This is a genomic window from Mammaliicoccus fleurettii (assembly GCF_003970575.1).
In the GTDB taxonomy this organism is placed as follows: Bacteria; Bacillota; Bacilli; order Staphylococcales; family Staphylococcaceae; genus Mammaliicoccus; species Mammaliicoccus fleurettii.
Window position 1 is genome coordinate 1 of record NZ_RXWZ01000082.1, and the last position, 13,070, is coordinate 13,070.

Here is a 13,070-nt window from a genome sequence, read left to right on the forward strand (position 1 = left end):
TACGTTCCGCGAGAGTAGGACGTTGCCGGGCAAATATTTATAAATGGATGCGATGAGCCGCACTCGAGACCTGTTAGGTCTCTTTTTTTTATGTAAAAAATTAAAAGGAATATAAAACTCTAAGAAAATTTTTCTTATATTTCTTGCCATTACTGCATACATAGTTCGTACATTTTACTTTGCGTTGTCCATGTAATAATAAACGGAATGGCTATACCCAAAATAGCTTTAAAATATCCGAAAAATATCACAATTTTGTATGTGCGGACGCCTGAGGGAATAGTATGCGTGAGAGACTACAGGCTCGAGCCATACCCTAGGCAAGCATGCACGTACAAAATCGTAAGATATTAAAAATAAGCATATCACTATAAACTTTAAAAAATAGTAAAAAAAGACTGAGAAACTTAATCAAAAAATAGATTTTGAGAACGGACTCAAATATTACAAATTAAAAAGAAGTGATAAAAGAGTTAGGACATAAATATATTAGAATTTCTGCTCTTACTTTTTGTATAAAAATAGATGTTTGTCACGATTTTGTAAAGTGCTGACGCATGAGGGAATAGTATGTGTGAGAGACTGCAGGCTCGAGCCATACCCCTAGGCAAGCATGCACGTACAAAATCATAAGATATTAAAAAAATAAGCATATCACTATAAAACTGAAAACTCAGTTAAGTGATATGCCCATTTATTTTAAGTTAGGATTTATATTCTACTATCTTTTAAATCAGTAGTGAATAAAGCATTTTGTTTTGATTAATGTAAATGTATTTAGGATCAAATTCACTGACGTTCTTATATAATTGGTCAAGATCATTATGGTCCTTAAGTTGAATACCAATAATAACAGAACCAGTATTTTGACTAGATTTTTTTAAGTATTCAAATTTAGTAATGTCATCATTAGGACCCAATACGTCATTTACAAATTCTCTTAAAGCGCCAGGTCTTTGTGGGAAATTAACGATAAAGTAATGTTTCATATCTTCGAATAAGAGGGATCTTTCTTCGATTTCTTTCATTCTATTAATATCGTTATTACCACCACTTACAATGCATACTACATTTTTACCTTTAATTTCATTTGTATAATGATTAAGAGCACTAACACTTAATGCACCAGCTGGTTCGGCTATAATGGCTTGCTTCGAGTACATATCAAGAATAGTGCTACAAACTTCACCTTCATCTACAGCTACAAAATTGTCTACTACATTTTTAGAAATATCAAACGTTAATTGTCCAACTTTTCCTACTGAAGCACCATCTACAAATTTATCGATGTCAGTTAACGTTACAATCTTATTTGCTTTTACTGATTGAGCCATGCTACTTGCTCCTAATGGTTCTACACCTATAACTTGTGTAGTCGGCATATTTTCTTTTAAATATGTACCAACTCCAGAAATAAGTCCGCCACCACCGATTGCAGCAAAGCAATAGTCAAATTGAATGTTCTCATCATTTGCATAATCTACCATTTCTTTTGCAATAGTACCTTGACCAGCAATCGTATTAATATTATCAAATGGATCAATAAAGCTTAATCCAAATTTTTCAGTATATTCAAGGGCATGTTTCAAACAATCATCAAATGTGTCTCCAATTAATTCAATTTGAACAAATTCACCACCGAAAAATTTCACTTGATTAATTTTTTGAGCTGGGGTAGTAACTGGCATGAAAATAACTGCTTTAATTTCAAGTTGTTTAGCAGTAAATGCAATACCTTGGGCATGATTACCTGCGCTTGCACAACTAACGCCGTTTGCTCTTTCTTCATCAGTTAATTGATTAATGGCATAGTATGCACCTCGTAATTTAAATGAGCGCACCCATTGAAGGTCTTCTCTTTTTAAGTATACGTTACAATCAAATTTTTGTGATAAATACATATCTTTTTCTAAAGGTGTTTGTTTAACAGTGTCTTTTAATTTTAAAAAAGCATCTTCTATATCTTCGGCACTTAAACGTGTTTTTAAGGTCATTTTATCACTCCCAAATTAGTTGTGCATTTTCTCATATTCGTTTATTTGATCTTCGTAAGTTAATGTAATAGCAATATCATCTAGCCCATTAACAAGTTTATTCTTCCATGTTGAATCTATTTCAAAATGATATTTTGCTTCAGGTGTAATAACTTCTTGATTTGGTAAATCAATAGTTATATCACTATGTTGAGCAATCGCTTCTCTATCATTTTTATTTTCAATAGCAATAGGAAGCATACCATTTTTAGTACAATTCATATAAAAGATATCACTAAAACTACCTGCAATAATAATAAGGAACCCAAAATCTTTAAGCGCCCATGCGGCATGTTCTCTTGATGATCCACAACCAAAATTGTCACCAGAAATTAAAATGCTTGCACCTTTATATTCCTGTTTATTTAAGTTGAAGTCTGGATTTTCAGAACCGTCTTCAAGATAGCGCCATTCATCAAATAGAAAAGGGCCAAATCCTGTTTTAGTTATTCTTTTTAAAAAGACTTTAGGGATAATTTGATCCGTATCAATATTATCATTCAATAGGGGAACTGTTTTCCCATTAAAGATGTTAATAGGTTCCATTTAAATGACCACCTTTCTAGTATCTACAAATCTTCCATTTATAGCAGCCGCAGCAGCCATAGCTGGAGATACGAGATGTGTTCTTGCACCTTTACCTTGTCGTCCTTCAAAGTTACGGTTACTCGTTGAGGCACAATGTACCCCATTTGGTACTTGATCGGGATTCATACCTAGACACATTGAACATCCTGGTTCTCGCCAATCAAAGCCTGCATCTTTGAAAATCTTATCTAATCCTAGTGCCTCAGCTTGTAGTTTAACGCTTCGTGAACCTGGTACGACTATAGCTGTAATATCTTGATGAACTTGGTGTCCATCTATTATTTTACTCGCTTCAATTAAATCTGAAAGTCTAGCATTTGTACAAGAACCAAGGAATACATAACCTAGAGGAATATCTCGTGCGGTTTCACCAGGTTTAAGCCCCATATAGTTATACGCTCTTTCATCATTAATATCATTGATTTCTGGGAATGGTGTACTGAAACTTACGCCCATTTCTGGACTAGTTCCCCATGTAACTTGTGGTTCTAAATCACTTACATCAACTGTGATGATTTTATCATAAGTAGCATCTTCATCAGAATAAAGCGTTTTCCAATCTTCTACTTTTTCTTCAAAGTTTTCAGGTTGATATTCACGACCTTTAACATATTCAAAAGTTGTTTCATCTGGCTTCATCATTCCATACATAGCACCAGCTTCAATGGCCATATTACAAATAGTCATTCGCTCGTCCATTGACATATTGGAAATAGCTTCACCTGCGAATTCTAAAGCGTATCCACTACCAAAATCAACTCCATATTGGTTAATCAAATATAAGATGATATCTTTTGCATATACACCAGTAGGTAGGGTACCATCTACTTGAATTTTTAAGTTTTTAGGTTTAGTTTGCCATAATGTTTGAGTTGCAAAAACATGTTCAACTTCACTAGTACCTATTCCAAATGCAATAGCACCAAATGCACCATGAGTAGCAGTATGTGAATCTCCACATACGATTGTTTTACCTGGCTGTGTTAAACCTGTTTCTGGACCAACCATATGTACTATACCTTGTTCGTCTGAACCCATATCAAATAACTTTACACCAAATGCTTCACAATTTTTTTGTAAGGCATTAATTTGTTTATTAGCAATTTCATCTCTAATATTGAATATATCAACAGTAGGAACATTATGATCTAAAGTTCCAAAAGTTCGATCAGGTCGTCTCAATTTTCTGTTTTGCAATCTTAATCCTTCGAATGCTTGAGGAGATGTAACTTCATGTATTAGGTGCAAGTCGATGTATAATAATTGGGGTTCACCTTCTTTACCAGCTACTATATGTCGATTCCATACTTTATCAAATAATGTTTGTGACATGTCGTTTTCCTCCTCTTAAATTGATTTTTTAATTGCTTCGAAGACTTCAGATGTGCTGTAGCTACCACCTAAATCTTTTGTGGCAATACCTTCATTAATTGTATTAAAAACTATATTTTCTAGATGTTGTGCGCATTCTGGTTGATGCAGACTTTCACGAATACACATTGCTAGTGAGAGTAACATACCACTAGGATTTGCTTTATTTTGACCTGCAATATCTGGTGCAGATCCATGTATTGGCTCATATAAACTTGGGCCACTTTCACCAAAACTAGCAGAAGGCGATAAGCCTAATGAACCTGGAATTACTGAAGCTTCATCACTTAGGATATCACCAAATAAATTCTCAGTTACAATAACGTCAAATTGCTTGGGATTAGTTATAAGGTGCATGCTACATGCATCAACTAATAAATGATTTAGCGTTACATCAGGATATTCTTTAGAAACTTGTTCTAAAGTTTGTCTCCATAATTTTGAAGAACTTAAAACATTTTCTTTATCAACAGACGTTACAACATTCTTTCTTTTTAAAGCTAATTTAAAAGCTATGTGAGCTATTCTTGTTATTTCTTCTGTAGTATAAGTCAATGTATCTACTGCTTGATTTTCATTGAAATACTTTGGTTCACCAAAATAAAGGCCACCAGTTAATTCTCGAACGATTATAAAATCAGTATCTTTAACTAATGATTCTTTTAGTGGGGAAAGGTGAGCAGTAGCTTCAGTAACTATAGTAGGTCTAATATTAGCAAATAATTTTAGTGATTTTCTAATACCTAATAAACCATGCTCTGGTCTATTCTTAGGATTTGTCCATTTAGGGCCACCTACAGCGCCTAACAGTATTGCATCACTGTTTTGACATGCTTCTAAAGTTTCAGGAGGTAAAGGTTCGCCATGTTTATCTATGGCGATACCTCCAAAATCTTTCGTAACTAAGTCGTATTCAAATTCAAACTTTTTTGCAAGTGCTTCTAATATTTCAATACTACCTTCTAAAATCTCTGGGCCGATACCATCACCGGGTAGGGCAGTGATTTTGTATGTCATGACTTTACGCCTTCTTTCACTGTGTTTTTACTGAATTTTGCGTGCGCTTCTACATACGCTTTGCAAGATGCGTATAAGATATCATAATCAATACCTATACCAGTAAATACTTCATCTTCAAATTGTACTTGTACGTGTACTTCAGCTTGTGCATCTGTACCTTCCGTAATAGAGTCAATTCGGTATTGTTGTAATTTAGGTGAATAATCAAATATTCTATCTATTGCATTATAAATTGAAGTGATAGAACCTGAACCAATAGAAGAGTCTTGATAAGTATTACCTTCTTTATCTTCTATAACGACTACAGAACTTTGTAAGCCATTAGACACAAATTGTAGTTGTAATGCATTCACTTTATAGTATGCATTCTCTTCATGTTCACTACCTTGTAAAATAGCGTGAATGTCACGATCTGTAACTTGTTTTTTCTTATCTGCGACAGACTTGAATTGTTTAAATACTTCTACTTGTTCATCAGGAGATAAATCATAACCAAGTTCAATAAGTTTTTCGCTAAATGCATGTTTTCCAGATAGTTTTCCTAAAGGTAGTGAATTTTTAACAACACCAACTAATTGAGGTGTCATAATTTCATACGTTTCAGGATTTTTTAGAATGCCATCTTGATGTATACCTGATTCATGGCTAAATGCATTTTGTCCGACAATTGCTTTATTTCTTGGGACTCGAAGGCCAGAAAATCTACTTACTATGTCACTCGTATTTTTAGTTTCAGATAAGTCTATATTTGTTGATAGATTAAAATGGTCTTGTCTAACATGTAGCGCAAGCGCTATTTCTTCAAGTGCTGTATTACCTGCACGTTCACCAATACCATTAATTGCACCTTCAACTCTACGAGCACCGTTTTCAAAAGCAGCAAGTCCATTTGCTACTGCTAGTCCTAGGTCATCATGACAATGAGAGCTATAAATTACTTCGTGATCACTTTTAACTGTTTCAATGAGAGTCTTAAAGAGTTGACCATATTCAGAAGGATACGAATAACCAACAGTATCAGGAATATTGATAATATTTGCACCTGCATCAACAGCCGCTTGAACTGCTTTAATTAAAAATGGTAAAGGTGTTCTAGTTGCATCTTCAGGTGAAAATTGTACTTTTTCAAATAATGTTTTTGCATAAGTAACATTTTCTGTAATCGAAGATAAAACTTGTTCTTCAGTCATTTTTAATTTGTATTCTAAATGAATAGGGCTAGTAGCTAAAAAGATATGAATTTGTCTATGTTGTGCTTCTTTTGTAGATTCATGAACAGCATCAATATCTGATTTTTTACATCTAGCTAAGCCACAAACTGCAGTAGTTGTTAATGCCTTTGAAATACTTTCTACTGATTTAAAACTGCCTTCACTAGAAGCGGGGAATCCTGCTTCTATTACATCGACTCCCCATTTTTCTAGTTGTATAGCAATTTTGAGACGTTCATCGAATGAAAAGTTTACTCCTGGTGTCTGTTCTCCATCTCTAAGTGTTGTATCGAATATTTGAATATGATCTGACATAATAATCCTCTCCTTAAGTTCTAATACATTTATTTAGATTGAATACTTTTAGCTTTAACGAATGGCATCATGTCACGTAAATCTCTACCAACTGATTCAATTTGATGCCCTTGTTGTTCTTTACGCATTCTCAAGAATTCTTCAAAGCCGTTTTCGTTATCTTTAATGAAGCGATCACTAAACGCACCAGTTTGGATATCTTTTAGAACTGCTTTCATATTGTCTTTAACATCTGGTGTGATAACGCGTTCGCCTGATACATAGTCACCAAATTCTGCAGTATTTGAAATAGAATAACGCATGTTTTCCATTCCACCTTCATACATTAAATCAACGATTAGTTTCATTTCATGTAATACTTCGAAATATGCGATTTCTGGTTGGTAACCTGCTTCAACTAAAGTTTCAAACCCTGATTGGATAAGTTTAGTTACGCCACCACAAAGTACTGCTTGTTCACCGAATAAATCTGTTTCAGTTTCTTCTTCAAAGCTTGTACCAATTACACCGGCTCTAGTTGCACCGATACCTTTTGCGTAGCTTAATGCTAATTGTGTTGCTTTGCCAGACGCATCTTGATATACAGCGTAAAGAGCTGGTACAGCGCTACCTTCAGCGAATGTACGTCTTACTAAATGACCAGGTCCTTTAGGTGCTACTAAGAACACATCAACGTTTTCTGGTGGTTGAATGACTTTAAAATGAATATTAAATCCATGAGCAAATACTAAAGCATTTCCTTCATCTAAGTTAGATTCGATTTCTTCTTTATATACTTGTCCTTGAATTTCATCTGGTAATAGGATCATTACAACGTCAGATTGCTTAACTGCTTCTTCTACTGGATAAACTTCGAAGCCATCTTCTTTAGCTTGATCAAATGATTTACCTGGACGAATACCGATAACAACGTCATAGCCATTATCTTTTAAGTTTTGTGAATGTGCATGTCCTTGTGAACCATACCCAATAACTGCAATTTTTTTACCTTGTAATGCGTCTTCTGTTACCGTGTTGTCATAAAATACTTTAGTCATAATAAATGCCTCCATTAAATTGTTTAGTTTTATAGTAATCCTGCTGAACCTGTTCGTGACACTTGTGTCACTGGATATATTTTTAAATCATCCAATAGATTTTCTATTGTTTGATGGGTTCCAAATGCTTGTAAATAAATATGGTCTTCAACATCTTTTAAAATAGTAAGTTGATTTTCATAGGGCTGAATCAATTTTTCGAAAGACTTATAATCAGTAGGGTGACCTAGCTTAATTAATATGAGCTCTCTATTGAATAGATTTGTTTCTGTAATGTCTAGTGCAGATATTACGTTTACTTGTTTTTCTAGTTGCTTAATAATTGTTTCTGTACTGCTTTCATCTGAAACATCTACGATAAATGTTATATTCGTAATGCCCTCAGTTTCAGTTGGCGTTGCTGAAAGTGAAACAATGTTGTATTGTCTCCTTACAAAAATACTTGTAAGTCGGTTGAGAGTACCCGCTCTATCGAGTACTTGAGTCTTAATTGTTCTTTTCATTATTCCACGCCCTCCATCTTGTAATTTGGTTGTCCACTTGGAACCATAGGAAGTACTGGTTCAGAAGGGGAAATTCTAATTTCGATTAGGGCAGGTCCTTTATGTGCAAATGCTTCATCAATTGTTGATTCCAATTTCTCATTAGAATCAATCATGAAACTTTTAACACCGTAGCTTTCTGAAAGTTTCATAAAGTCTGGTTGTCCTGAAAATACTGAATGAGAAAAGCGTTGGCTATAAAACTTATCTTGCCATTGTTTAACCATCCCTAGTGCACCATTATTAATTAATACGATTTTAATATCGTTGTTGAATTCATTAAGAATCGCCATTTCCTGATTTGTCATTTGGAAACCACCGTCACCAACAACTGCAACTACAGTTTTATCTGGATATGCAAACTTTGCACCCATTGCAGCTGGAATGCCAAAGCCCATAGTTCCAAGACCACCACTTGTGATGATTTGACCGTGTGTCTTGAACGGGTAATATTGTGCAACCCACATTTGGTGTTGTCCTACATCTGTAGCGACAAGTGCATCACCGTTAGTGATTTTACCAATATACTCAATTGCTTGTTGTGGTTTAACAAAGTCATCAGTGGGTTTGTCGTATTTAAATGGGTATGTTGCTTTGTTTGATAGACAATGTTCGTACCAATCATGGTGAATAAGGTCATGAGTTTCATATTCTAATAGAGATTCAAGAGTGAGTTTTGCATCAGCAATAATACCTAAATCAGTTGGAATTATTTTGTTGATTTCACATGGATCAATATCGACATGGATAACTTTTGCATCTTTAGCAAAATCGTCTGGGCTACTTGCTAGACGGTCATCAAATCTGCTGCCAAAATTAATCAACAAATCACATTCTGTTAGTGCCATATTACTAGCGTATGAACCATGCATACCTCCCATACCTAAAAATAAAGGATCAGAGTAGGGGATAGAGCCTAAACCTAACAAAGTATTAACGACAGGAATTTTGTATTTATTCGCAAAAGATGTAAGTTCATTTGAAGCTTCGGCATGGTTAACACCTGCACCAGCTAAAATAAGTGGCTTTTCAGCTTGGCGTATCATTTGAATAAACTGGTCAATTTCTTTTTCTTCAGGATTTAGGTCAATATGATAACCTGGTAAATCAAGTTCTCTTGGTGCAACTTCAACAGTTTCAAGAACACCGATATCTTTAGGAAAATCAATTACGACAGGTCCTTTACGTCCAGTTGAAGCGATATGGAAAGCTTCATCTATAATCTTTGGAATATCTTTTACATCTGTTACTTGATAATTATGTTTCGTAATAGGTGTTGTCATTGAAAGTAAATCAGCTTCTTGGAAGGCATCTTTACCAATTCCAGGACGATGAACTTGGCCAGTGATGACAATGAGTGGAATTGAATCACTCATAGCATCAGCAATTCCTGTAATAGTATTTGTCGCTCCTGGACCGCTTGTAACAACAACTACGCCAGGTTTACCTGTTACTCTTGCATAACCTTCTGCAGCGTGAACAGCTCCTTGTTCGTGTCTCGTTAAAATGTGAGGCACTTTACCTTCATAAAAAGCATCATATAAAGGTAAGACTGCACCACCAGGATATCCAAAAATGTAATCAACTTTTTGGTCAATAAATGATTGTACGAGTAGTTCAGCACCCGTGTATGTTATTGTCTTTTCTTTAGTTGCTTCATCTGGTTCTTTGTATGATTTAGTAGTTAGTGCCATGCAAATCACTCCTTAAATTAGTTCGTCTGGTACTTTCAAGATGCCACCTGTATTTGCACTTGTAACAAGCGCAGTATATCTTGCAAGATAACCAGTTTTAACTTTCGCTTTAAATGGTTCGATGTTTTGTTTTCTAGCGTGTAACTCAGCTTCAGAAACACTTACATCTAATGTTCGGTTAATTAAATCAATTACAATTTCATCTCCGTCTTCAATCAATCCAATAGGTCCTCCAGCTGCAGCTTCAGGTGAAATATGTCCTACAGCAACACCTCTAGTTGCACCTGAGAATCTACCGTCAGTTATTAATGCCACATCTTTACCTAATCCTCTACCAACGATAGATGAAGTAGGGGCTAACATCTCAGGCATTCCAGGTCCACCTTTAGGTCCTTCATATCGAATGACAACTACGTGACCTTCTCGTACTGTATGGTTATCAATTGCTTCTACTGCTTCATCATGTGAGCTAAAGCAAATTGCTTTACCGACAAATTTATTGATTGATGGATCGACACCACCAACTTTTATAGCTGCGCCATCGGGAGCAATGTTCCCAAATAGCATTGATAAGCCACCAGTTTCAGAAAATGCATTATCTCTCGTGTGAATAACATCAGTATTTTTTATTTCTTTATTTTCATTATTTTCTCTTAAAGTGTTACCTGTGACGGTTACTCTATCTGGGTGTAGTACATTATCCATTTTCAATAATTCACCGATAATTGCTGGAACACCACCAGCTTCATGAACATCGTGCATAGAATATGATGAACTTGGTGCAATTTTAGATAGGTAAGGCGTACGTTTAGCAATTTCGTTAACGCGATTTAAATCGTATTCAATACCAGCCTCATTTGCTAAAGCTAATGTATGAAGTACTGTATTAGTAGAACCTCCCATTGCCATATCTAAAGCAAATGCGTCATCGATTGCGTCTTTAGTAACAATGTCTTTAGGTTTGATATCATTCTTAACTAAATCCATAAGTTTAAATGCTGCTTCACGAATTAACTCTCTTCTTTCTTCTCCGACTGCAATAGCTGTACCGTTATAAGGTAATGCAAGTCCTAGTACTTCCATTAAACAGTTCATTGAATTTGCTGTGAACATGCCTGCACATGAACCACAAGTAGGGCATGCATTCTGTTCCATGTCTAAAAATTCTTCTTTTGACATTGATCCACCTTTGAAAGAACCAACTGCTTCAAACATTGATGATAATGTTAAAGCTTTACCAGTTGATGATAATCCAGCTTTCATTGGACCGCCTGAACAAAAGATAGCAGGTACATTTGTTCTAACAGATGCTAAAAGCATACCTGGTGTAATCTTGTCACAGTTTGGCATGTAGAATACACCATCAAACCAGTGAGCATTGATTACTGTTTCTGCTGCGTCAGCAATTACTTCTCTACTTGGTAATGAGTAGCGCATTCCAATGTGTCCCATTGCAATTCCGTCATCGACACCAATCGTATTAAATTCGAATGGTATACCACCTGCTTCTCTAATAGCTTCTTTAGCTACATCAGCTAATTCTCTTAAATGAACATGTCCTGGGACAATATCAATATAAGAGTTACAAATCGCAATGAATGGTTTATTCATATCTGTAGGATCTTTAATTTGTCCTGTTGCATGTAATAAACTTCTTGCAGGTGCTTGTTGGTCACCTTTTTTGATCATGTCACTTCTCATAATTACACTCCTCTAGAAAAATAAAAAAGCAACGCCCCAATAATATATGGGACGCTGCTTTCAGTCCCATTCAAGTAGAAATAGGACTTAAACCTGACAGTAAATTGATACTTACTGTTGTTCGAGTCCTTCTGAGCGTAATAAAATTACTAATATGCTGTATTCGATTGTCGGTTTGTTTGCTGTCATATTATATCTCATTACAACTCGTCCTTTCTTCTCAAATGTGAACTATATTTTTGATTAAGATTTTTGAATAGTTAAAAAATTTATGTTCTAAATCTAACGCATATTTGAGCACATGTCAACAGAAGATTTAGATTATTCTAAAAATTTAGATAATGTAAGCGCTTTAGTTAGATATGAACCGTTCATTACCCAATTAATTAAATATTTGTTATAATAATTCAGTTAGTTTAAGTAAAGTAAAAGTAGGTGCCAAATAATGTTTATTCAAGTTGAATCATTAGAAAAGACGAAAAAAATAGCTGAAAAACTTGCTCAAGTCGTAACTGAGAACGATGTTATTTTATTAAATGGCGATTTAGGAGCTGGAAAGACAACGTTTAGCCAATATTTTGGTAAGGCATTAGGCGTTAAGAGAAATATTAATTCACCTACCTTTAATATTATAAAATCGTATAAAGGAAGATTACCTTTTCATCATATGGATTGCTACAGATTAGAAAATAGTGATGAAGACTTAGGATTTGATGAGTATTTTACTTCTGATGCTGTAACGCTCATAGAGTGGAGTGAATATATTAAAGATTTTCTACCCGAAGAATATTTAGAAATTAACATTAAGTATATAGAAGAAAATAAAAGATTGTTTGAAATAGTTCCAAAGGGTGAACACTATAAACAAATAAAGGAAGTGTTAAATGATGACAACCTTATTAATTGATACTTCAAACCAGCCATTAGCTGTATCTCTGGTTAAAGAAGATACTGTCTTATTAAATTATCAATCTAATATAAAGAAAAATCATTCTTTACAATTAATGCCGGTGATTGAAACACTTATGAATGAGGCTAATGTATCACCTGAAATGTTAACAGAAATCGTAGTTGCCAATGGTCCTGGCTCATACACTGGATTAAGAATTGGTATCACTACAGCTAAAACATTGGCATATTCATTGGAAATCCCATTATATGAAGTTTCTTCGCTAAAATCTTTAGCTATGACTTACAATAGTAAAACAGATTTGATTGTGCCTATATTTGATGCAAGAAGAGATCATGTATTTGCAGGAGTTTATAAATATGAAGACGATAATTTAATAGAAGTTATGGAAGATTGTTATATTTCTATTGAAGAACTTAAAAAATATTTAAATGATCAAACTCAACCTTTTATATTTGTAGGTAACGATACAGCAACTTTGAAAAATAAATTAGATGGTAGAATCATAACGAATCTACCAAATGCTTCACTTATGAATCAAATAAAAGATCAGCCTGTATTAAACGTTCATGAATTAAAACCACGATATTTAAAATTATCAGAGGCGGAACAAAATTGGAAAAACAATCAAACAAAGCATTAGAAATT

Annotated in this window: 11 protein-coding genes; 2 read left to right on the forward strand and 9 right to left on the reverse strand. The window is 34.5% G+C overall.

Annotation, left to right across the window (positions count from 1 at the left end; translation table 11 throughout):
* Positions 1-728 precede the first annotated feature (728 nt).
* The 9 genes from ilvA to ilvD are packed head-to-tail and all read right to left on the reverse strand — an operon-like array spanning position 729 to position 11,512.
* Positions 729-1,994: a threonine ammonia-lyase IlvA gene (gene ilvA / locus CD129_RS07155; RefSeq protein WP_107509989.1), complete on the reverse strand. Its 1,266-nt coding sequence runs from the start codon at positions 1,992-1,994 to the stop codon at positions 729-731.
* A gap of 15 nt (positions 1,995-2,009) precedes the next feature.
* A complete protein-coding gene (leuD, locus tag CD129_RS07160; RefSeq protein ID WP_078358317.1) occupies positions 2,010-2,579 on the reverse strand; it encodes a 3-isopropylmalate dehydratase small subunit in 570 nt (189 codons plus the stop codon).
* Positions 2,580-3,953, reverse strand: coding sequence for a 3-isopropylmalate dehydratase large subunit (gene leuC, locus CD129_RS07165; RefSeq protein ID WP_115337240.1), 1,374 nt, complete (start codon positions 3,951-3,953; stop codon positions 2,580-2,582).
* A gap of 15 nt (positions 3,954-3,968) precedes the next feature.
* The gene (gene leuB / locus CD129_RS07170) at positions 3,969-5,009 is read right to left on the reverse strand and encodes a 3-isopropylmalate dehydrogenase (protein ID WP_107509986.1); all 1,041 of its coding nucleotides are present in this window, start codon (positions 5,007-5,009) and stop codon (positions 3,969-3,971) included.
* Positions 5,006-6,538 carry a 2-isopropylmalate synthase gene (locus CD129_RS07175; protein WP_078358313.1) on the reverse strand — a complete coding sequence of 511 codons (1,533 nt, stop codon included), beginning with the start codon at positions 6,536-6,538 and terminating at the stop codon, positions 5,006-5,008. Before CD129_RS07175 ends, leuB begins: the two co-directional genes overlap by 4 nt.
* A 29-nt stretch (positions 6,539-6,567) precedes the next feature.
* Positions 6,568-7,575, reverse strand: coding sequence for a ketol-acid reductoisomerase (gene ilvC, locus CD129_RS07180; protein ID WP_107509985.1), 1,008 nt, complete (start codon positions 7,573-7,575; stop codon positions 6,568-6,570).
* 29 nt (positions 7,576-7,604) lie between these two features.
* Complete coding sequence (gene ilvN, locus CD129_RS07185; RefSeq protein ID WP_078358309.1) at positions 7,605-8,078, reverse strand: acetolactate synthase small subunit; 474 nt, start codon at positions 8,076-8,078, stop codon at positions 7,605-7,607.
* Complete coding sequence (gene ilvB, locus CD129_RS07190) at positions 8,078-9,811, reverse strand: biosynthetic-type acetolactate synthase large subunit (protein ID WP_107509984.1); 1,734 nt, start codon at positions 9,809-9,811, stop codon at positions 8,078-8,080. Before ilvB ends, ilvN begins: the two co-directional genes overlap by 1 nt.
* 12 nt (positions 9,812-9,823) lie before the next feature.
* Complete coding sequence (gene ilvD, locus CD129_RS07195) at positions 9,824-11,512, reverse strand: dihydroxy-acid dehydratase (protein WP_078358305.1); 1,689 nt, start codon at positions 11,510-11,512, stop codon at positions 9,824-9,826.
* A gap of 445 nt (positions 11,513-11,957) precedes the next feature.
* Here ilvD and tsaE point away from each other — a divergent pair, with 445 nt between their 5' ends.
* Positions 11,958-12,419: a tRNA (adenosine(37)-N6)-threonylcarbamoyltransferase complex ATPase subunit type 1 TsaE gene (tsaE, locus tag CD129_RS07200; protein ID WP_078358303.1), complete on the forward strand. Its 462-nt coding sequence runs from the start codon at positions 11,958-11,960 to the stop codon at positions 12,417-12,419.
* Complete coding sequence (gene tsaB, locus CD129_RS07205; protein ID WP_170167681.1) at positions 12,400-13,065, forward strand: tRNA (adenosine(37)-N6)-threonylcarbamoyltransferase complex dimerization subunit type 1 TsaB; 666 nt, start codon at positions 12,400-12,402, stop codon at positions 13,063-13,065. The genes tsaE and tsaB overlap by 20 nt, the downstream gene beginning before the upstream one ends.
* Positions 13,066-13,070 lie beyond the last annotated feature (5 nt).

What these genes read in the sequence shown, in the direction of transcription:
- CD129_RS07175 (WP_078358313.1), bottom strand. Translation starts at nt 6,538, where the DNA reads ATGTCAGATCATATTCAAATATTCGATACAACACTTAGAGATGGAGAA.
- ilvC (WP_107509985.1), bottom strand. Translation starts at nt 7,575, where the DNA reads ATGACTAAAGTATTTTATGACAACACGGTAACAGAAGACGCATTACAA.
- leuB (WP_107509986.1), bottom strand. Translation starts at nt 5,009, where the DNA reads ATGACATACAAAATCACTGCCCTACCCGGTGATGGTATCGGCCCAGAG.
- ilvD (WP_078358305.1), bottom strand. Translation starts at nt 11,512, where the DNA reads ATGAGAAGTGACATGATCAAAAAAGGTGACCAACAAGCACCTGCAAGA.
- leuC (WP_115337240.1), bottom strand. Translation starts at nt 3,953, where the DNA reads ATGTCACAAACATTATTTGATAAAGTATGGAATCGACATATAGTAGCT.
- ilvB (WP_107509984.1), bottom strand. Translation starts at nt 9,811, where the DNA reads ATGGCACTAACTACTAAATCATACAAAGAACCAGATGAAGCAACTAAA.
- tsaB (WP_170167681.1), top strand. Translation starts at nt 12,400, where the DNA reads ATGACAACCTTATTAATTGATACTTCAAACCAGCCATTAGCTGTATCT.
- leuD (WP_078358317.1), bottom strand. Translation starts at nt 2,579, where the DNA reads ATGGAACCTATTAACATCTTTAATGGGAAAACAGTTCCCCTATTGAAT.
- tsaE (WP_078358303.1), top strand. Translation starts at nt 11,958, where the DNA reads ATGTTTATTCAAGTTGAATCATTAGAAAAGACGAAAAAAATAGCTGAA.
- ilvN (WP_078358309.1), bottom strand. Translation starts at nt 8,078, where the DNA reads ATGAAAAGAACAATTAAGACTCAAGTACTCGATAGAGCGGGTACTCTC.
- ilvA (WP_107509989.1), bottom strand. Translation starts at nt 1,994, where the DNA reads ATGACCTTAAAAACACGTTTAAGTGCCGAAGATATAGAAGATGCTTTT.